At 29.1% G+C, this 20,796-nt stretch carries 18 protein-coding genes; 2 read left to right on the top strand and 16 right to left on the bottom strand.

All coding sequences use genetic code 11. From position 1 onward, the window contains the following. Position 1: 1 nt before the first annotated feature. From ABNT14_RS06555 to ABNT14_RS06580, 6 genes are all read right to left on the bottom strand, one after another. Positions 2–2,599 (bottom strand): DUF6923 family protein, encoded by a 2,598-nt coding sequence (locus ABNT14_RS06555; RefSeq protein WP_101901495.1) that lies wholly within the window; start codon positions 2,597–2,599, stop codon positions 2–4. 117 nt (positions 2,600–2,716) lie between these two features. Beyond that, entirely contained in the window at positions 2,717–3,421 is a 705-nt protein-coding gene (locus ABNT14_RS06560; RefSeq protein WP_101901493.1) for a LytR/AlgR family response regulator transcription factor, read from the bottom strand. A 4-nt stretch (positions 3,422–3,425) separates the two neighbouring features. Then, positions 3,426–3,743, bottom strand: a complete 318-nt coding sequence (locus ABNT14_RS06565; RefSeq protein WP_101901712.1) for a histidine kinase — start codon at positions 3,741–3,743, stop codon at positions 3,426–3,428. 2 nt (positions 3,744–3,745) lie between these two features. After that, the gene (locus tag ABNT14_RS06570; RefSeq protein WP_101901491.1) at positions 3,746–5,836 is read right to left on the bottom strand and encodes a PAS domain-containing sensor histidine kinase; all 2,091 of its coding nucleotides are present in this window, start codon (positions 5,834–5,836) and stop codon (positions 3,746–3,748) included. Beyond that, entirely contained in the window at positions 5,836–6,375 is a 540-nt protein-coding gene (locus tag ABNT14_RS06575; RefSeq protein ID WP_101901489.1) for a heme NO-binding domain-containing protein, read from the bottom strand. The genes ABNT14_RS06570 and ABNT14_RS06575 overlap by 1 nt, the downstream gene beginning before the upstream one ends. A 6-nt stretch (positions 6,376–6,381) precedes the next feature. Beyond that, positions 6,382–6,795, bottom strand: coding sequence for a response regulator (locus ABNT14_RS06580; protein WP_101901487.1), 414 nt, complete (start codon positions 6,793–6,795; stop codon positions 6,382–6,384). A 208-nt stretch (positions 6,796–7,003) separates the two neighbouring features. Here ABNT14_RS06580 and ABNT14_RS06585 point away from each other — a divergent pair, with 208 nt between their 5' ends. Continuing rightward, a complete protein-coding gene (locus ABNT14_RS06585; protein ID WP_101901485.1) occupies positions 7,004–8,236 on the top strand; it encodes an alginate export family protein in 1,233 nt (410 codons plus the stop codon). A gap of 169 nt (positions 8,237–8,405) precedes the next feature. Then, the gene (locus tag ABNT14_RS06590) at positions 8,406–9,659 is read left to right on the top strand and encodes a hypothetical protein (protein ID WP_101901484.1); all 1,254 of its coding nucleotides are present in this window, start codon (positions 8,406–8,408) and stop codon (positions 9,657–9,659) included. Between the two features lie 126 nt (positions 9,660–9,785). Here the strand turns inward: ABNT14_RS06590 and nadB are convergent, their stop codons facing one another. The 10 genes from nadB to ABNT14_RS06640 form a co-directional block, all read right to left on the bottom strand. Then, complete coding sequence (gene nadB, locus ABNT14_RS06595) at positions 9,786–11,411, bottom strand: L-aspartate oxidase (RefSeq protein WP_101901482.1); 1,626 nt, start codon at positions 11,409–11,411, stop codon at positions 9,786–9,788. Beyond that, entirely contained in the window at positions 11,412–12,338 is a 927-nt protein-coding gene (nadA, locus tag ABNT14_RS06600) for a quinolinate synthase NadA (RefSeq protein WP_101901480.1), read from the bottom strand. A gap of 114 nt (positions 12,339–12,452) precedes the next feature. Further along, on the bottom strand, positions 12,453–14,249 hold the full coding sequence (locus ABNT14_RS06605; protein WP_101901478.1) for a hypothetical protein: 1,797 nt from the start codon (positions 14,247–14,249) through the stop codon (positions 12,453–12,455). A gap of 112 nt (positions 14,250–14,361) precedes the next feature. After that, entirely contained in the window at positions 14,362–15,144 is a 783-nt protein-coding gene (locus tag ABNT14_RS06610) for an ABC transporter permease (protein ID WP_101901476.1), read from the bottom strand. Beyond that, positions 15,137–15,844: an ABC transporter ATP-binding protein gene (locus ABNT14_RS06615; protein ID WP_101901474.1), complete on the bottom strand. Its 708-nt coding sequence runs from the start codon at positions 15,842–15,844 to the stop codon at positions 15,137–15,139. Before ABNT14_RS06615 ends, ABNT14_RS06610 begins: the two co-directional genes overlap by 8 nt. After that, complete coding sequence (locus ABNT14_RS06620; protein ID WP_101901472.1) at positions 15,841–17,076, bottom strand: nitrous oxide reductase family maturation protein NosD; 1,236 nt, start codon at positions 17,074–17,076, stop codon at positions 15,841–15,843. The genes ABNT14_RS06615 and ABNT14_RS06620 overlap by 4 nt, the downstream gene beginning before the upstream one ends. Before the next feature lie 80 nt (positions 17,077–17,156). Continuing rightward, the gene (locus tag ABNT14_RS06625) at positions 17,157–17,594 is read right to left on the bottom strand and encodes a nitrous oxide reductase accessory protein NosL (RefSeq protein WP_101901470.1); all 438 of its coding nucleotides are present in this window, start codon (positions 17,592–17,594) and stop codon (positions 17,157–17,159) included. Positions 17,595–17,611: 17 nt separating this feature from the next. Further along, positions 17,612–18,226: a hypothetical protein gene (locus ABNT14_RS06630; protein WP_101901468.1), complete on the bottom strand. Its 615-nt coding sequence runs from the start codon at positions 18,224–18,226 to the stop codon at positions 17,612–17,614. 83 nt (positions 18,227–18,309) lie between these two features. Beyond that, positions 18,310–20,271 carry a Sec-dependent nitrous-oxide reductase gene (gene nosZ, locus ABNT14_RS06635; protein WP_101901466.1) on the bottom strand — a complete coding sequence of 654 codons (1,962 nt, stop codon included), beginning with the start codon at positions 20,269–20,271 and terminating at the stop codon, positions 18,310–18,312. 16 nt (positions 20,272–20,287) lie between these two features. Next, on the bottom strand, positions 20,288–20,776 hold the full coding sequence (locus ABNT14_RS06640; RefSeq protein WP_101901464.1) for a c-type cytochrome: 489 nt from the start codon (positions 20,774–20,776) through the stop codon (positions 20,288–20,290). Positions 20,777–20,796: the final 20 nt, after the last annotated feature.

The raw sequence follows: 20,796 nt of genomic DNA on the forward strand, positions 1-20,796 counted from the left end.
TTTAATTGATTATTAACTTTACAACTTTATGATCTTCTGACGCCCCTATAATTTTACAAAAATACAAACCAGTACTTAAGCGTTCTTTTTTAAGTGTTATCTTATTTTCACCAACTATTGTTGTGTAAGGAATTTCTTTTACTACTCTTCCTAATTGATTGTAAATAACTAGCCGTACGGTTGCTATCTGATTGGTATTAAAATAAATTTCAGATATTTTTTCCAACGGATTTGGAACAGCTTTCAAAGAATTTCCTTCTGTAATTGATTCAGGTATTACAATTTTATTACTTGTCGAAAATCGGATATTTTCTAAATTAATTTTTTTTGTAACCATTGTTCCTTGTTCAGATAACATAGTAAATACGATAGTTGTTATATCATTTAGAATAAGTTCTGTTCCATTAGTTGATTTAAAATCTGAAAAATATATCACATAATCTTCAAAATTTTCTGTTACAGAAATTGTTGCTTTAAATTGTTCTTCCCAACTAGCAATACTTTGTTTTATAAATGTAACCTCAACATTTCCTGTCCCCTTTGCTGTTAAATTAAAACTATTATAATTAGCTAAATTTACAGGTTTAAAACGTGGTGTTAAAGCTCTGTGTACTGCAAAATAAGTGTCTGTTGTTACTTCTAAAGCGACATTTCGTTCTATTGGGAAATCGGTATTTTCAAAATCAAGAGTATTTGCTGAAACAGTATAATCAATCACTTTTGTATTTGGTTGAGAATCATCAATTCCCCAAGGTCCGTCAGACATAAAAATATCATCTGGTGTATTAACTCCATCTCCAATTCTAAAACCGATATCAAATAAATTTCCTGTTGCTATTTGTGTATTTGTTATATAATTTTTTTCTAAAAATATTCTCTTATTTGTTTTATTTAAATCACTTGTTTCTGTGATTCTAAAGCCTGCATCAAAATCAATATTTTCACTTGCGTTAGTATTTATAATTTCTAAATCTAACGACCCATTAATATATTTCCCTTTTCGAACAAATACAGTTGGTGGTGGCGATATTTTATATGATAAAATAGGTTTTTCGATAGCCAATAAATCAATAACTTCTTTAGCTAAAATATATAAATCATCTAAAGAATTAGACCATATTTGAAAATTATAAAAAGGAACATCACTTTGATATTTATCTAAATTCCAATGACTTTCTATTTCAAAATTAGCATTATTATTTACTGTTTTAGCCGAAAGACTTAATACAAACTCAACTGTATTATCGGTATTTCTAATCAATGATTTAATAAATTGCTGACCATTAATATCTATGGTAGATACCGAAATTAATTCAGCGCCTAGTAAACGATCACAAATATATTTTGTATGTTCATATACACCATTTTCTGTTTTCAATGCTAAAACTGAAGCTACTGAAACACCACTTTTCATATAATCTACCGCATAAATTTCTGTAGCGTTTGTAATTGAAATTAAATCGGTAGGTGAAGATTCTATAACTTCATCTTCATTAATAATATTTAAAGGAATAAAATTATTTAAATTAAAAACAGCACTTGTTCTTTTTCTATAATTTTTAGATTTTATAACTCTTGCAGCCTTTTTTTTATCAAATTTATAATTTCCTTTAGTACGATTATAATTTCGTTTATTTATTTGTTCTGATAATCTATTATTACTTTCTAAACCTCCTGCATTTCCTCCTGATGTTGGTGGTAAAATAACGTCGCATTCTCCATATCCTGAACAAGAAGGATCTTGACAGTCAATCAAACCATCTCCATCATCATCTATTCCATTGTCACAAATTTCTTGTAACACAGGCGCTGTTGGGCAACGTGCACCATCATTACTTGCGCTTGAAGGACCGAATGCAAATAAATTAGAATCTATAGTATTTATACCTGTTAAATCTTGCACACTTTGAATAACATATATAGTCCCTGTTTGATTTGCGGACACATAAAATCGTCCTGAAGCATCAAAATATACAGCACCATAGGTATAATTTAATCCTGATAAAATTGGAACTTCGCCTAATGAATTTACAATTCCATTACTAGGGTCTATTCTATATAAAATATTGGTGTTTTTTTCCACAGCATATAAATTGCCGTCAACAGCATTAAAAGCCCAATCATGAATGCTTATATTTTGAGATAAATTTGCGGTAGCTAAATGCTCCGTATATGTTGGTGAGTTAGGATCAACATCTATTTTATAATAAGTTGAACCTCCGCCTTTAAGATAATAAACACCATTGGTATTTATATCCCCAATATATCTTCCACTGCTAGGTAATTCATCGACATAAAAAGTAGTGGTTGAAAAATTTTTTCCAATTCGTACAATTGTTTTTGATGGTGTGCTTAATGACCCCCAAATATATCCATCCGTAGGATTATAAGCTGCTGCATTTATACTTCCTGGAGTAACATCCGTTGCAACTAAATAAGAATTCCCTGATGCTAAATCAATAGAATAAACATCATTATATTGAAATAAATAAGCGTCATAAGTACAATTAAAAGGTATATTTTGCGCAGCAATAGTAAAACTATATAACACAAAAAAGATGGCTAGTATTTTTTTTGAAAAAGTATTTTTTTTTGTCATAATAGTAGGTATGTGTTCAAACCTAAAATACAAACCTCTTTTTATTCCTTTCAAAAAACTAGCTGTAATCAAACTTAGCGTAGTTGAAATGTAATTTTCGTTAGATAAGTTCTCTTTTTACAATAAATTTAAGCGCTTCATTAATTCTGGTCTTTTTGATCTACTAACAGGAATTACATCTCTTTTTATTAATACGCTATTATCTTCAATATCAATAATTTTTTTGAGGTTTATAATGTAAGAACGATGTATTTTTAAAAATAACGAATCAGGAAGTTTTTCTTCTATTTTTTTTAATGTAGAATGCACTAAATAATTTTTAGTATCTGTTTTTATATTGATATAATCACCTTTTGCTTCTACCAAATAAATACTTGGTAAATCAATTTTAATAAGTCGTCTATCAATATTAATATAAAAATCATTGCTGTAACCTACGGCTGATTTCACCTCCTTTGAATCGGTTTTTAGTTGATAATTTTGAGCTTTAATAATTGCTTTTTCAAACCTAGACAACTCAATAGGTTTTAATAAATAATCAACAATAAAGTCGTATTCAAAAGCTTCAATAGCAAAATTAGGATCGGAAGATGTTAGAATTATTTTTGGCGGATTTTTAAGCGTTTTTATAAAATCTAAACCATTAAAATCAGGCATATGAATATCTGAAAAAATAAGGTCAACTTCATTAGAATTTAAAAATTTTATAGCCTGAATAGCATTTGAAAATTCACTTACGACATTTAAATTTTTTATTTGATTACAGAGTGTATTAAGTACTACTCTTGCCATTTTTTCATCATCAACAATTATACAATTCATAATTTTAAATAGTTTTCACATAATTTGAAATAACTATTAAAATTTTCTCAAAATCTTCCACTTTATCTAATTTAAGCTCTCTTAGATTATGTTCAAATTCGTTAGCTATTTTATAACTTTTTTCAAGACCTAAAATACTAATTTTATGTTTGATTTTATGTACATTCTGTTCAATTTTTTTGTACTCTTTATTTTTTAGACTACTATAATAGGCTATTTTCTCAGTAGGAAACTCTTCTTTTATTACATCTATAAGTATTTTCCGAATAGATTCATCTCCTCTTGATAATTTGTCAATATACTCTAAATTAGGTGTTTCCATAATCATTTTTTAATTGTAAAATAAAATGTAGTTCCTACATCTGATTCGCTTTCTAACCAAATAGTTCCTTCATATAATTGTATAATTTTTTTAACAATAGATAACCCAATACCTGTAGAATCTTCTCTTTTATTTAGAGATTGAAAAATTTTAAAAATTTTATCATGGTATTTTTTATCAATTCCGATACCATTATCTTTTACCGAAAATTGATAAAATGAGGTTTGTTCTATAAATTCTATTTCAATCAATCCTTTTTCTTTATCGTTAAATTTAACAGCGTTACTAATTAAATTCTGAAAAAGTTGCTGAAATTTAGTCACATCACCATTAACTACAGGTAGTTTTCGTGGTACTTTAATCATAATATGACTTGGAATAAATAACAAATTTCTTAAAGTATCTATAATCAAATTTAAATCTACCTGTTTTTTTTCAGTTATTTCTGTACCTGCACTTGAATACTCTAAAATATTAGAAATCAAATTTTCCATGGTTTGTAAAGTAGTTTCAATTAATTTAAAATTTGCTAAAGTAGCGGTATCAAAACTTCCTTTGTTGTCTATTTTTATCCACGAGACTAAGGCTTCAATACTTCTTAATGGCGATTTTAAATCGTGAGAAACAATATGTGCGTACTCGTTTAACTCATTATTACTTTTTTCTAACTGACTTAAAAGTTTTAAGTTTTCTATTTCTGCTTTCTCACGCTGTCTTCTATTTATAGCACTTTTTAATTGCATAGATACTAAACTAGCTATATTTTCTAAAACATGTAAATGCTCTTTGGTGTAATGATTTTTATCTGTGTGTTCTGAATCGATAACACCGATTACTTTCCCCTCACTTATTATAGGTACTGATATTTCAGAAAACCGACGTTCACCCTCTATAACATATCTAGTATCTTTAGAGGTGTCTTTTATTATTTCTGCTTTACCTGTTTTGGCAACATTCCCAGCAATTCCTTTACCTATTTCTAAGCTATTTTTTTTGATATTTTTCTTATCAAGCTTCAAATGATGTGAGGCAACCTGTTCTAGCGTATTCTTTTTATGATTTACTAAAAAAATAACACAATCTTCCGTATCTAAATAAGTTGCTATTTTTTGAGTTACTTCCCAGGCTATTTCATATATATTATCTTTTCCTAAAATCGATTTAGCTAAGTCATTAATCATATCAATAATCAATGTTCTTTCTCTTTTTAAGGTAACATCTTCAACAAGTACTACTTGGTATTTTAGAGTTCCAAACGAATCTCTTACAGCATTTACATTTGCTTTTACCCATAAAACAGAGCCATTTTTTCTTTTGTATTTTTTATCTAACACAAAATTATCAATAACACCACTATTCATTTTATCTAAATATTCTTTAGAAAAAGCATAATCTCCTTCAAAAAAAATGTCTTTAATTGTTAATTCAGAAAATTCATCGACTGAATATCCTAAAAGTTCTTGAAACATTTTGTTGGTTTTCAGAAAACTATCTTGCTGTATCAGAGCAATTCCTAATGAAGAATTTTCAACAATAACATCTAATTCTTTTTTTTGTTCGGCTATAAATTTTGCTCTTCGTTTTGTTGCTGTTATATCTCTAATAATTCCTTGGGCTGCAATTTTTTTATTATTTTTATCGTAAATTAAACTTGCGTTTATTTGAACCCATTTAATTTCATTTTTTTTTGTTAAAACTCTAGCTATATAATTTGAAAAAGAACCTGTATGGTACAATTTATAAAACGATTCAAAAGCATAGTTAGCATCTTCAGGGTATATTAATTTTTTTACATTTAATTTTTCTTTCGAAATATCGTAACCAAAAAGAGCAATTGCGGTATCGTTCATTTTAAGAACATCTCCCGATAAATTCATTATTAAATAAGAATCATTAATATTATCAAAAACACCTTTTAATTGCGATGATTTTTGTGTTAATGACTCTTCTAGTTTTATGTTTGTAGCTTTTAATTCTTCGGTTATTAGATATAATTCTCTTGATTTATCTTCTAATATTTTTTCGGCTATTTTCCTTGCTTCTTTCTGTCTTTTTAAAGCTCGTTCTAATATATTTATTCGATGATTACTCATTAATTTTTATGAATAATAAATTTAACTTCCGTACCATCTTCTTTTATTTTTTCTAAAAAAATTGTTGCACTTGTATTAAAATGTTCAAATGTTTTATTCATTAATCCTAGTCCAAAATGGTGCATTGCCCTACTTGATTTATAAATCATAACTAAGGAGTTTTTTGTTCTTTCTTCTACAATAAAGGTTGGTAATTCGGCATCAGGATATATTTTTTGTACCTCTACGTGAATATGGTTTTCAATAGAAGCCAACATTTCGATAGGTTCTTTGTATGTTGCTAAAAGTCCTGGATAACTATTTTCAATAACGCTAAAAAAATGTTCTGCGTATATCAATAATAAATCATCTATAGAAATTCCACTATGTTTACTTAAATGTTGTAATAACTGTAACATTTCAGAAAAACTATACGTTCCTATTGCTGTATATATTCCTTGGGATGCTAAAGTTGATTGTGATATAATTTTATCGACAACCTCTAACCCAAATTTTTCTTCTACTAAATCTAAAAATTCTGTAAAAACGATTCCTTTCATATTTTTTTAATACTTTTTCAATTCATTTATACTCCAATAAGATAAAACAACATCAATTTTAGCGACATAATCTTCATATTTTAAGGGTTTTAAAATATATCCAGAAACCCCTATTTTATAACACTCTTCTAAATCTTTTTGGTTATCCGAAGTTGTTAAAATAACCGTTGGTATATGTTTTAAATCTGCGTCATTTTTTATCATTGATAAAAATTCAATGCCACTAATTTTTGGCATGTTTAAATCTAGTAAAATTAAATCAGGTAAATCACTTTTTTTTTCTAAAATTTTAAGTGCTATTTCTGCATCTTTTGCTTCTGTAATATTATGTTCTAATTCTAAAAATGAAACAGTACGTTTCATTTTCATTATTTCAATAATATTATCTTCAATCAGTAAAACGTTCATTATCTTTTTCATCTAATATTTAATAAAATTTAGTTCTAAATTATAGAATAGTGATTTACATTTCATATTAAACAAGTTTAATTTACTTAATATATCGTTATGTAAACAATAAGTGTCGATAAACTGTAATTCTTACTAACAAACACTATTTACATACTATGACTTTTATCATTTTTAATAAACTATTTTCTACTGTACTTTGCTGTAGAAATAAACAATTATGAAAACAAGTAAACTTTTTAGTACATTATTAATTCTTATTACAACAATATCTTACGGACAGTTAAAAGTAGATGCTGAACTTCGTACACGTTCAGAATACCGACATGGTGTTAAAACTTTAATTAAAGATAACCAAAATGCTGGTTTATTTACTTCGCAGAGAACACGTTTAAATTTTTCACAATCTATTGAAAAATTAAATTTTTATGTAAGCGTACAAGATATTAGAGTTTGGGGAGATGTACCTCAATTAAACACTACCGATGCCAACGGATTAAGCTTACATCAAGCTTGGGCAGAAGTCTTGTTAGACCCTAATTACTCATTAAAATTAGGTCGTCAAGAAATTATTTATGACGATAGTAGAATTTTTGGTAACGTAGGTTGGGCACAACAAGCTCGTAGCCATGATGTAGCTATCTTTAAATATAAAAGAGACGGAATTAAGTTAGATTTAGGTTTGGCTTTTAATCAATCAAAAGAAAACTTAACAGGAACAAATTTAACAACTCCAAAAACCTATAAAGCAATGCAATATGCTTGGTTACATAAAGATTGGAGTAATTTATCAGCAAGTTTCTTGTTTTTAAATAACGGTTCAAATACTAATAATGGATTAAAATATAGCCAAACTGTTGGTACGCATTTAAAAAGCAAACAAAATAATTTACAAGTAGCTGCTAATTTATATTATCAATTTGGTACTGATAAAATGAACAGAGATTTAAGTGCTTATTTAGTAGGTTTAGAAGGTAATTATAAAGTTTCAACCAAAACAAAATTAGGGCTAGGAATTGAATTACAAAGTGGTAATGATTACGATTCTAATGCTGGTGATAACAATGCTTTTACACCTTTATATGGAACAAATCATAAATTTAATGGATTTATGGATTATTTCTACGTAGGAAACCACGCAAATAATGTTGGTTTATTAGATATTTATGCTAAAGCTAATTTCAAATTAAATGAAAAATCAGGCTTAACGGCATTTATTCATAATTTTTCAGCAGCAGCAGATATTAATGCAAATGTTTCTAAGCAATTAGGTACAGAAATTGACCTTGTTTATGGATATAAATTCACAAAACAAATCGGTTTTAAAGCAGGATATTCTCAAATGTTTGCTTCAGAAGGAATGGAAGTTTTAAAAGGAACATCTGACAACAATACTAATAACTGGGCTTGGTTAATGGTTACTATTAAACCAACTTTATTCACCTCTAAATAATATAAAAACAACCTTTTTCAATACACTTAGCAACGTATTTATTTTAACGAATAAATGCGTTGTTTTTTCTTCGGATATTCTTCATTTTACAATATTCTCCTTTTATTCTCTTCTATTTTCAAATGATTTTTCAACTATTTTTACGTACTTTTTACGTACTTTTATCTGTATGAAAACTTCGTTAAACACTTCTTTTAATTTATTACAAAAACACAGTAAAGTAGCCATAGGATATTTTATTTTAATTGCTTTTTTAGGTGTTTTACTTCGTGTTTTTGCAGTAATTGACCTACCAATAAATTATCGTTTTATGGTACATGCACATTCACATGTTGCTTTGCTAGGTTGGGTTTATACTGCTTTAACTACGCTTATTTTTAAATTGTATTTAGATAAAAAAACACTTCACACTAGTTACAAGCAATTATTTTGGGCAACCCAAATAACCATTATTGGCATGCTGATTAGCTTTCCATTTACAGGCTACGCATTTTTTTCGATTGTATTTTCCACCCTGTTTTTAATAGCTTCTTATTTCTTCGGATATCTCTTTTTTAAACACAGTTCAACCTTACAAAAACAAACAAATTCATACAAATGTATTCGCATAGCCTTATGGTTTATGATTATTTCAAGCTTAGGACCTTGGGCTTTAGGAATTATTATAAAAACAGCAGGAAGTAGCTCAAGTTTATACCGAAATGCCATTTATTTTTACCTTCATTTTCAATACAACGGCTGGTTTATTTTAGCACTTTTCGGCGTGTTTTTTTATCTTTTAGAACAACATAATATTATTCTTCCTAAAAAGATATTTAAACGCTTTTTTTGGATGCTAAACATAGGCGTTGTACTAACCTTCACAATTTCCTTGTTATGGAACAAACCAAGTTTTACACTCTATTTAATTGCTAGTTTTGGTGCTTTATTACAAGGAATTGCTTTTTATATTTTAAGCAAACATTTACTTGCTGATTCTCAAAAGATAAAAAACATTTTTTCAGGAATTATTTTTAAAGGATTAAAGATTGTTTACCTACTTTTTATGCTAAAATTAATTTTTCAATTTACAGGAACATTTCCTTATTTTTCAGCTATTATTTTTTCAAATATCGATTTTATAATCGGCTATTTACATTTTAATTTTTTAGGAATTGTAAGTATTTCATTGCTTGTTTTTTTACAGCAATTTCAATTGATACGGCTATCAAAAAAAAGCCTACTCTTTTACATAATAGGCTTTTTATTAACCGAAATTGTAATTTTTTACAAAGGAATTATTGTTTGGTTAAATCTTGATTTAATAAATTATTACTCTGAATATTTAGTCGCAGTTAGCCTACTTTTTTTAGTTGCAATAGCAATAATTTTCAGCCAACAATTTAAAAAGAAACAAGCTGTTAAAATATTCTCTCAAAAATAAACAGACCTCACAGGTTTTTAAAAGCTGTGAGGTCTAATATTTAACTTAGCGCCTGTTTAAGTTTTATCAAAAAAAGTTTTATAACAAGAAAACAGAAAATCTCATCCGTCAACCTAAATTTGGTTTTTAAACAGGTTCTAAAATATAATCAATATTATAATGACCGCCTTTATTTTCTGATTGTGCTGCCGATTGACTAATAATTAAATGTGCAACATTAACCATATTCCTTAATTCACAAAGTGGAACACTTATTTTTGAATTTTTATATAATGTTTCAACTTTATTATATAAAGATGCTAATTTAATTTTAGCATTTTCTAAACCTTCATTACTTCTAACAATTCCCGCATTATTACGCATTAATTGCTGTAATTCTTCTACATATTCTTTAATTAAAGCCTCATTATCTGAAAACACTATTTTTTTAGATTTCCATTGAGGAATAGTATTTTCTTGATTCGATTTATCATCTTCTAGATTATTTTCAGCTAAATATTTATAAATATTATCAGCATACACCAAGGCTTCTAATAATGAATTAGAGGCTAATCTATTAGCACCATGTAAACCAGTTCTTGATGTTTCTCCACAAGAAAACAAGTTTTTAATAGCTGTTTTCCCATTTTTATCAACAACAACCCCACCACACATATAATGCGATGCAGGAACTACAGGAATCCAATCTTTAGCAATGTCAATATATAACGATTTACATTTTTGATAAATAGTAGGGAAATGATTTTTAAAATTTTCGATATCTAAATGTGTGCAATCTAAATAAACATGTGTATCTCCTGATTTTTTCAACTCTTTATAAATACACTGCGATACAATATCACGAGAAGCTAATTCTGCTCGTTTATCATAAGTAAGCATAAAACGATTTCCTTTTTTATCACGTAAATAAGCTCCAAAACCTCTTACAGCTTCTGAAATTAAAAAAGAAGAACTTTGTTCTTTTTGATATAAAACTGTAGGATGAAATTGTACAAACTCCATATCTAAAATAGTAGCTTTTGCACGATATGCCATCGCAATACCATCGCCTGTAGCAATTACAGGATTAGTGGTATGCCCATAAACACTTCCTACACCACCCGAAGCCAACAACGTATTATCGGCTTTTATGGTAAAAATTTCGGAAGTTTTTTCATTCAATACATAGGCCCCAAAACAAGTTAAATCCGTTGATGATTCTATAACTTTTTCTGTGGTATTTTTTGATGACTTAGCGGAAGGTTTTGCTATTTTTAACTGATGGTTTGTAATTAAATCTATCGCAAAATAATGTGGTAATACTGTTACATTTTTTAACTGATGCACACGTTTTAACAAAGCTCTTTCTACCTCATATCCTGTAATATCTTTGTGATGAACAACCCGATATTCTGAATGTCCACCTTCTTTTGCTAAATCAAAAGCGCCTGTACTATCAGTATCAAAATTAGCCCCCCAAAGCACTAATTCTTTAAACCGTTTAGGACCTTGTTTAACCACCATTTCAACGACTTTTTTATCGCAAAGCCCTGCACCGGCAATTAAAGTATCGGCAATATGTTTTTGAAAAGAATCTTCATCTTTATCTAAAACAACTGCCACGCCTCCTTGGGCATATTTTGTATTCGATTCATCTTCGTTTCCTTTTGTAATTATGGTAATGGTTTTATCAGCAAATTTCTCTGCCATTTTTACCGCAAAAGTTAATCCTGCAACCCCTGAACCTATGACTAAATAATTTGTTTGAATCATTTATTTTGATATATCAAGCATTCGTTGAATAGGAATTAAAGCACGCTCACGGATTGTTTTATTAACTTCTATTGTAGGGCTTTCTGTTACTAAACAATTGTATAATTTTTGCATAGTATTTACCTTCATATAAGCACATTCGCTACAAGCACAAGTCGTATCTTCCTTTACAGGAGCGGGAATTAATTCAGCCGTTGGAACTTCTTGCTTCATTTTATGTAAAATACCAACTTCAGTTGCTACGATAAATTTCCCTGTTGGATGTTCTTTTACATAATTTATCATTCCTGCAGTAGACCCAACGTAAGTAGCTGTTTTTAAAATATGCTCTTCCGATTCTGGGTGTGCAATAATTTTATAGTCTGGATATTTTTGACATAACTCCGCTAATTTATCTAAAGAAAAAGCTTCATGAACTACACAGCTTCCGTCCCAAAGTAGCATCTCTCTACCTGTTTCTTGCATAATATAATTTCCTAAATTTCTATCAGGAGCAAAAATAATTGGCGTTTCAGCGGGTATAGATTCTACTATTTTCAAGGCATTAGACGAGGTACAAACAATATCGGTAAGCGCCTTTACCTCAGCACTACAATTTACGTAAGTAATAACGGTATGATTCGGGTGTTTTTTAACGAATTTCTCAAAGGAATCGGCAGGGCAAGATTCTGCTAACGAACATCCAGCATTTAAATCGGGTAAAACAACTTTTTTCGTTGGATTTAAAATTTTTGCAGTTTCCGCCATAAAATGAACACCTGCGAACACAATTATATCTGCGGTTGTTTCTGCTGCTTTTTGTGATAAACCTAAGCTATCTCCTACATAATCCGCAACATCCTGAATAGCAGTATCTTGATAATAATGTGCTAATATAATGGCATTCTTTTTGTTTTTAAGCGCTGTAATTTTTTCCTTTAATGTCATAATCTGTTATTAAAGGGCAAAATTATCATTTTACAAAAAGTTAAAACATGATATAAATCATTAAATTAATTTAGAGCCTGTTTAAAATTTCTTTAAAACAGGCTCTAAGTATTTTTATAATATTTCAATAGCTAATGCTATTTTATTGATGTTTTGGTTACTTAATTTTAAGTCGGCTAAAACAGTTGGACAATGTAACATAGCACTTTGATATTCGTTATTAAATAAGTCTTTATAATACAACAAACCTTCTTTTAAATTCTTAACAAAAGTTTTTAAATATTTAATTTCCTTCGGAGAAGCTTCTGCAGTAGTTTCTTCTAATTTATTTTTTAAATAATCAATATAAATATTCAATTCTTTGATAAATAAATTAGGTCTTTCTAAGCTTGTAACACTTGCCGATTGTCCGTAAATTGTTTTTGTAATTTCCTTTAAACTCATCTTTTTAGAAAAATAAGCAATATTAGGGCTAGGACAAACCGACACACCATCACCTTCTGTTTTGGTATCTAAACCGTACGCCAATAAAGCCGAAGTTCCTAAGCCAACACAGGTACAGCTTTTGGCTATTATTTTAGAATATTCTTTATAGTAAGCTTCTTTTGGTAAGTTTTGAGCCGTTAATTCTTTTATTTTTAAATGCTGAAATTGCCTTGAAGCCGTACAAACTCCTTTTTCATTAAACTCTTTATTTAAAGCGATAAATTTTTTCGGGCAAGAACTTCCAGGTCGTCCTTTATCAATAAAAGATTGCTTTTCTAAGTCTTTTGTATTTCCTTTTAAATTATAAAATGGCACACCTAATGGTGAAATATCACTCAAATAAACATCCTTTTCTTTGGCTTTAATTAATTTATTTAATGTTTTTTCATCGACCGTTGTAGCTTCAGGAACTAATAAAAAAGGCGTTCCCCACCCCACAGAATCTACTTGATAATGATCTAGTAAAAATTGATGTTCATCAGCAGTACCAACGCCTCCTTGTGCCGATATTTTAAAAGTTAAATCGGTTTCTGGAACTACATATTCTTTTTTATCTAAAGCAGAAAAAAGTAAACTTTGAATTGACTCTTGTAATTCTGCTCTTTTCAATTTAAATTCCTCTAAAACAGGTCCTAATAAATACCCATCAGTTGCGAAAGCATGTCCCCCACAATTTAAGCCAGATTCTATGCGATATTCCGATACCCAAATTCCTTTTTTCGCTAAAAATTTCCCTTGGATTAATGCCGAACGGTAATCACTTACTTTTAAAATAATTTTCTTGTTGATATGCCCATTTTTATCAGGATAAAAGCCTTTAAAATTCTCTAAATAAGCATATAACCTAGGATTCATACCTGCCGAAAATACTACTGACGAATTAACATCGCTATTTGCAAAACCTCTTAAAGCGGCATGTGCATCGTTATATTCAATAGCTAATTTATCGGTTTTAGTATAATTATCTTTATCAACTTTAGTCATAATATTTACATCAATCTGACCCATTGATAAATTTTCTTTTAACCAATCAGCAACTTTTTTTACATCAAAATTACTGCTCGTTACCTTTACAAATTCTTGTTTTAATGATGATGAATCTGGAATATCTTCAAAAAAATCAACAATATCTTGCTTTGTTTGGGTTATGTTCTGCTTAAATTCTTCAAATTTTTCTTCTGAAAGTGATTTGATTAAATTCAAGTAAGAAGTAACTCTTTCAGCTCTAAAATCGTCCATTTTTTCGGTTATTTCATCGTATGGAATTTTAAATTTCAACGAATACATTTTTCGTATCTTTTCTAATAAAATATCGTCGACTAATGAAATAACAGAATCGATTCCAAATCGTGAAACTTTTAATGGAGAATCTATGGTAAATCCTATTCCCATAACAGGAATATGAAATGAATGTGTTTTTAACATAGTTTATAAATTATAATTTAAAAACGCAATCTACTCGTACCGATTGTCTTATTACATGACAAATATCATATTATATATTTTTAATAATGAATCTTTTAAATCCAAAACACAGCTAAAAATCTTTCTTTTTTGCTTTTGATATAATTCTAAAAACAGGTATAAAAGTCCATAAAAACAAAACAATTGTTGATATAATCATTCCAAAACTTGTACCAAAAAATTTTTGAAAAACTGCGCCTGTATAGCCTAACAAAGCTGAAATATCTAGTTTTAATAAGATTAAAATTCGCGATAAATCTATAGGATTAAACATCGTAGCAAACAACGAAAATTTATCTAACGGATATTCTTGCATTAGTACTAATGAAATTAAAAATAAACCATCATAAATAACCGCTAAAAATAACCATACCAAAATAGCGTAGCCAAATCCTTTAATTTTATTTTCATTTGACAAGGCAATATTAAAAGCTAAAGCCACAAAAATAAAAGTTAAAAAAGCCCCCACAACAATAAGCGAACCAAAGTTAAAAATATCATTAGATTGAAGTAATCCGTAGGCTAAAAAAGGAATTCCTAAGCCAATTACTAAACTTAATGATAACGAAATTGCTACTCCTAAATATTGTCCCATAAAAATAGTTGACCTTTTTAAAGGCTGTGCGAGCAGTAATTCGGTAAATTCTCGGGAATTATAAAAATACATCACTCCAAAAATTGTTCCGATTAATGGCGTAAGCACCACGATAACATTCATTAAGGTAATTACCGCTTTTGACACATCATTATTTAAAAATAATAATACAAAACCAAGGGCTAAATAAAATAAAAAATATACGTAACTCCAACTGCTACGCATTAAATCGAAAAAACTGTATTTTAATATTTTAAACATTTTCTTTAATTAAAATCGCTGCAATTGCGTGTTCTAAATCTGTTTGTTTTGTCTGTTCTTTTATAGCTAACAATGTACCTTTAAAATAAATTTTACCGTCTAACAAAAACACTATTTCATCTGCCATTTCTTCCACAAAACTCATAATATGAGAGGTTATTAAAATGGTTTTACCTTTTTGTTTTTCCGCTAAAATTATCTTCTTTAAATTCAATAAAGAAATTGGATCTAAACCTGTGGTTGGCTCGTCTAAAATAATTAAATCGCTGTCAAACATAAAAGTCAAAATAATATTTACTTTCTGTTTTGTTCCTCCTGATAAATTCCCTAATTTTTTGTCCAAAAAAGGTGCTAAACTAAATAAATCAATAAAATCTTGGTCTTTTGCAAGTTTAGGTCGTAAATTTTTAACCATTTTAAGCAATTCATTCACTGTTAAATTACTTGGAAAATTAGCAATTTGTGGCAAATAATTGATATTATTTCGATATTCATGTTTTTTTAAGGCATTTTCTCCTTCAATTTCAATTACTCCTTCGTTAGGAATTACCATTCCTAAAATGCTTTTTATCAAAGTAGTTTTTCCTGAGCCGTTAGGTCCTAATACCGCAAAAATACCGCCAGATTTAATACTTAAATCTAAGCCTTTTAAAACGGCTACTTTACCAAATTTTTTATATAAATTTTTTATTTCAATCATTTAAAAGGCTTCATTAATGGATTACTATCAACCAATTTATTTGGTGTAAATACTGGCGATACTTTTTCTGAAAAATTAATAATATCAACAAATAAACTTCTCATTAAAATAATAGTTTCAGGTGTTTTATTAACAATATAAGAGAATAATTTTACAGGGCGATATGGCACGTCTCCAATGCCATTTTTATCTAAATCATAGCCTGTATAAGAACTCCAATAATTATTATCAAATTTATTATCGTTAATTTTACTGTTGTAAGAAATATCGAAAGAATTGTTTAAAAAATTATTATCTTTAAAAATATTCGTGTAACAAGCCCCTGCAATTTTAACCGACCAACCGTTGCTTATAAAATTATTTTTAAGATAATTAATCCTAGTAGAACCCTCTACGTTTATTCCAATGGTGTTCTCCTTGAAGGTATTGTTTTCAATATCGGCATCATAAATTTCCTTCAGCAACAAACCATAAGAAGCTGTCCCCCAGTTTTTTGAAAACGTATTTCCTGTCATTTTAATATATTTAGAAAACATAACTGCAACTCCTGCTCCATTATTTGTAAAGGTATTATTATGATATTCATTTTTATTTGAAAACATAAAGTGTAGCCCGTAACGCATATTATCATGACTTTTATTGTTAATCACTTTGCTATGTTTTACAAATTCGAGATAAATACCATCACGCAAATTATGAGCTTCATTTTTTTCAATAAGCATGTTCGAGCAGTTCCATAAATGAATTCCATTTCCTGAAGCAGACTGATCAACAGCTTGGCTTGAAACATGGTTGTTAATGATTTTTCCGTAGCGAGATTTTTCAATTAAAAAGCCAAAAAAAACACTTTCTAAAGTGTTGTTTTTAAAGGTAACATAATTACTTGTTGATATATAAACGGCGGCGTAATCTTTGGTATAACTTCTCCCTGGATTTTTAATGTTTAATCCTGAAACAGTAACACTATCCGATTTAATAATAAGCACATATTCTTTATATTGCCCATCAATAATCGGGTTATTTTTACCGATAATTTCTAGCGGTTTATTTATTAAAATATTATTTTCTAAATACCTTCCTTTTTGTATAATTATTTTACTATAAGGTTTTGCTTTTACGACAGCTTCTGTTAAGGTTTTCACTTTGCAAGAAGCACAAACTTCGATGTTTTGTGAATATGCTTTAAGAGTAAAAAGTAATATAATGTAAAATTGAACTGTTTTTTTCAGCATTTTGTTTTAAAATATTATTTTAAAAAGTTGCCTTTAAAATTAATTTTAAAGGCAACTTATATCATTAAAAATAGGCTATTTTATATTTTAGCACGGAATTTTTTTTGAATCCCTTCCCAATTAAATATTTCATCCGCAGAAACTTTTACTAATTTTTCAGCCGGTTTTTTTATTGAAAATGCCGATAAATTAGCACCCATCGGACTTTTAATCATAGCGTTTATTAAAAAAGTTGCTTTTTTTGCATCAATTAAAACCGTTGGATTTAAATAATCTGTAACTAAAAATAATTCAATTTTAGCAATATCACGATTCGATAAATCGTTTAATAAACACTCAATAGCGTCATATTTAAAAGGTTTCCCTTTTTTGGTTACTATTTCTGAAGCATGAGTTTTTTCAACAATTGTCATTTTACAAAAATGGCAAGCATCTTTTCCGTATTCAATTTTTGAAGGAGTTATAGAACACGCTAAAAAAAGAGGCATTAATAATAAAATTACACTTAGTTTTTTCATCTATTTTATTTATTTTTTTACTGATTTTTTTCAGTTTCTTTTTTTCCTACAAAAAAAGCAATAACAGTAAGTAACATTCCTAAAAACATTAAATATCCTCCTGTATGTGGTAAAGAAGTTACATCAAAATTCAATAATTTTTGATACCCCAATAATGGCGGTTTATAGCTCATCGGTGTACCATCGGAATTTACTACTTTTATGATAGCATGCGGGTCTAAATCACTTCCATACTCTATCAACCATTGATTAAAATCATACATCCCTAAAAGTCCTAAAAAAGCCATTACCGAAAACCATCCTAAAAACCATTTATAGGAAATTTTATCAAAATATCCAAATAAACCGATTAAAATACCCACTATTGACATTCCTGCAATGACTTTTGGAAAAACTGAGAACTCCCACATGTCTGATGGTTTTGGAATCACTTTCATACCTATATAATGATTCAATCCATCAATATTTGTCAAATCAAATTCAGAAACCCCTTTAATACCTTCTATATAAATATTCATTCCTAAAGGATCTGGATATTGAGGCGCTCCGAGCATGATATTCCATAATGGAAATTTAAATAAGCTCAATAATAATAAAGCACCGATACTCATAATAATACCTGCTTTTTTCATCTGTATATGTTTTAAAAAAACTGCTTGACCAAATTAAATATCAATCTATTAGGTCAAGCAGTCAATAAACTAAAAATCAACTATTACTCTCCATCTAAAGACCAGGATAATTTTATGGCTGATTTTTTAGGAGACACTCTAATATAACCTTGCATTTCTTGATGCAATGCTGAACAAAAATCAGTACAATAAAAAGGCCAAACCCCTACTTTTTTAGGCTCCCATATTAAGGTTTTTGTTTGTCCTGGCATTATTAATAACTCTGAATTATTAGCCCCAATCATTGCAAATCCATGAGGTACATCAAAATCTTGTTCATGATTTGTAACATGAAAATATACTTTATCGCCTACTTTTATTCCTTCAATATTATCTGGCGTAAAGTGTGAGCGAATCATAGACATAGAAATATGAACTTCATTTCCTTTTCGTGTTACTTTTGCATCTGCGGGTGATAAAATTGCATACGGATGCTTATTTTCATCTAATCGATAGAATTTTTTAGAATTATTTTTAATAATACTTGCAGGAATTGCCGCAGCGTAATGAGGTTCTCCGTGTGTTGGAAAATCTAATAATAGTTCCATTTTATCGCCTGTAATATCATATAATTGTGCCGAATGCTCTAATTCAGGACCTGTTGGTAAGTAACGGTCTTTTGTTATTTTATTCATAGCAAACATATATTTACCGAAAGGTTTTCTTGAATTCCCTCCCGGAATCGTTAAATGCCCTACGGAATAATACGTTGGTTTTCTGTCAATTACTTCCCAGGTTCCTATTTTCCATTTTACAACTTCTGAAGAAATAAAGAAGGTTGTATAAGCATTTCCTAAACCATCAAATTCGGTATGTAAAGGTCCTAATCCTCCTGATTTTACAGAACCAGCTAAGATAGCTTCATAATTTAAAATTGGGATTCCGTAAGCATCGCCATCAAAACTTTTACTTTCAATAGCTGCTAACATTTTAGAAAATGAATGCACGGTTAAATCAGCAGATAATTTACCATTACCAATAATATATTCACCTGAAGGATCAACATCACAACCATGAGGAGATTTTGGTGTTGGTAAGAAGTAAATAGCTCCAGGAACATCCATCGGATTTACCGTTAACACTTCTTTTTTCATTGTTGAAGTAGCAGTATGTGTATGTTCGTCATATACATTATGTGCATAATTTGCTGGTATTTTTGTACCACCACCATTATTTACATATTCTTCAATTTTTTTCCAGTTGATAGCTGCAATAAAATCTTTATCATTTTGTGATGCGTTTACCTCTAACAATGAGTTTGCTTCTTCAGTATTATAGGTTGTAAAGAAAAACCATCCGTGAGACTCCCCTCTACCAGGATGCGATAAATCGTAGTTAAAACCAGGCATTAAAACCTGAAATTTGATACCCATTCTACCTGTTTCTTTATCAACACTAATAAAAGATAACGCACCTTTAAAGTTTCCTTTGTATTTATCAATTGAAACATCTGCTTGAGGCACAGGTACAGAAAAACGAGTTCCTGCAACTACATATTCTGTGTTTTCAGTGATAAAAGAAGAACTATGATTTCCTGCACTATTAGGTACTTCAATAATTTCTTCTGTTTCAAAAGTTGTAAGGCTAATTCTAGCAATACGTGGCGTATTGTTACCATTTATAAATATCCAACGACCATCTAACTCTCCATTAGTCTGAGAAATATCTGGATGATGAGAATCATCCCAAGGAATTTGCCCAAAAGAAGTATTTAACATTGGTTTTGTTTCTTCTGAATATCCGTAACCTGTTGTTGGAAACTGTGAAAAAACAGGGATTTCTTTAAACATTCGTCCTGAAGGCAAACCGTAAACCGTTAAATTTCCACTATAACCTCCTGATATAAAAGCGTAATGAGAATCATGTTCTCCTGGAGCTACATATACTTTTTCAGCTTTGCTACTATTCAAAGCACTTTTATTACTATTGTTACCTCTATTACCACAACTTACAAATAAAGAACTAGTTGCTAATAATAATGTTACAATTTTTATATTTATATTCATTTTGATATTTTTATATTTATTTTAAAGTTCTAAAGAACTCTAAAATTTCTCTTGTTTCGGCTTCTGTTAAATTTTGATTTGCCATTGGAGAACCATTAAATTTCATTAACAACGCTTTAGCAATTGGGTCTTTTTTAACCATCTCTCCTGGATTCATAATCATATTCATCACCCATTCTGGAGAACGTCTATTTAATATTCCTGTTGGATTTGGCCCAATAAATTTCCTATTAGTTCTATGACAAGCCGAACATTTATTTTTAAATAACTTAGCTCCTTTTGCTGCCATTTCCTGATCGATTGTGGCAGCTAACGTTACCGATTTAACTGGCCCGATACCTTTATTTTTTAAATCGACAATCCCTACATCTTGTTTCTTTTTTGCTTTAATAGGTACTTTTTTAACTTCCTGTTTAACAACAGGTTTAGCATCTTTTCTCACCTCTCCTCCACAACTAATAAACAATGTTACTAATGCGACTAATAATATTTTTTGTAAGTTCATTTTTAACTGATTTTTGTTAC

The organism is Tenacibaculum dicentrarchi (genome assembly GCF_964036635.1).
In the GTDB taxonomy this organism is placed as follows: Bacteria; Bacteroidota; Bacteroidia; order Flavobacteriales; family Flavobacteriaceae; genus Polaribacter; species Polaribacter dicentrarchi.

Excerpts from the sequence above, each read along its gene's own strand:
- ABNT14_RS06585 (WP_101901485.1), top strand. The coding sequence starts at position 7,004 with ATGAAAACAAGTAAACTTTTTAGTACATTATTAATTCTTATTACAACA.
- ABNT14_RS06555 (WP_101901495.1), bottom strand. The coding sequence starts at position 2,599 with ATGACAAAAAAAAATACTTTTTCAAAAAAAATACTAGCCATCTTTTTT.
- ABNT14_RS06640 (WP_101901464.1), bottom strand. The coding sequence starts at position 20,776 with ATGAACTTACAAAAAATATTATTAGTCGCATTAGTAACATTGTTTATT.
- nosZ (WP_101901466.1), bottom strand. The coding sequence starts at position 20,271 with ATGAATATAAATATAAAAATTGTAACATTATTATTAGCAACTAGTTCT.
- ABNT14_RS06565 (WP_101901712.1), bottom strand. The coding sequence starts at position 3,743 with ATGGAAACACCTAATTTAGAGTATATTGACAAATTATCAAGAGGAGAT.
- ABNT14_RS06590 (WP_101901484.1), top strand. The coding sequence starts at position 8,406 with ATGAAAACTTCGTTAAACACTTCTTTTAATTTATTACAAAAACACAGT.
- ABNT14_RS06615 (WP_101901474.1), bottom strand. The coding sequence starts at position 15,844 with ATGATTGAAATAAAAAATTTATATAAAAAATTTGGTAAAGTAGCCGTT.
- ABNT14_RS06620 (WP_101901472.1), bottom strand. The coding sequence starts at position 17,076 with ATGCTGAAAAAAACAGTTCAATTTTACATTATATTACTTTTTACTCTT.
- ABNT14_RS06610 (WP_101901476.1), bottom strand. The coding sequence starts at position 15,144 with ATGTTTAAAATATTAAAATACAGTTTTTTCGATTTAATGCGTAGCAGT.
- ABNT14_RS06580 (WP_101901487.1), bottom strand. The coding sequence starts at position 6,795 with ATGAAAAAGATAATGAACGTTTTACTGATTGAAGATAATATTATTGAA.
- ABNT14_RS06625 (WP_101901470.1), bottom strand. The coding sequence starts at position 17,594 with ATGAAAAAACTAAGTGTAATTTTATTATTAATGCCTCTTTTTTTAGCG.
- nadB (WP_101901482.1), bottom strand. The coding sequence starts at position 11,411 with ATGATTCAAACAAATTATTTAGTCATAGGTTCAGGGGTTGCAGGATTA.
- nadA (WP_101901480.1), bottom strand. The coding sequence starts at position 12,338 with ATGACATTAAAGGAAAAAATTACAGCGCTTAAAAACAAAAAGAATGCC.
- ABNT14_RS06560 (WP_101901493.1), bottom strand. The coding sequence starts at position 3,421 with ATGAATTGTATAATTGTTGATGATGAAAAAATGGCAAGAGTAGTACTT.
- ABNT14_RS06570 (WP_101901491.1), bottom strand. The coding sequence starts at position 5,836 with ATGAGTAATCATCGAATAAATATATTAGAACGAGCTTTAAAAAGACAG.
- ABNT14_RS06575 (WP_101901489.1), bottom strand. The coding sequence starts at position 6,375 with ATGAAAGGAATCGTTTTTACAGAATTTTTAGATTTAGTAGAAGAAAAA.
- ABNT14_RS06605 (WP_101901478.1), bottom strand. The coding sequence starts at position 14,249 with ATGTTAAAAACACATTCATTTCATATTCCTGTTATGGGAATAGGATTT.
- ABNT14_RS06630 (WP_101901468.1), bottom strand. The coding sequence starts at position 18,226 with ATGAAAAAAGCAGGTATTATTATGAGTATCGGTGCTTTATTATTATTG.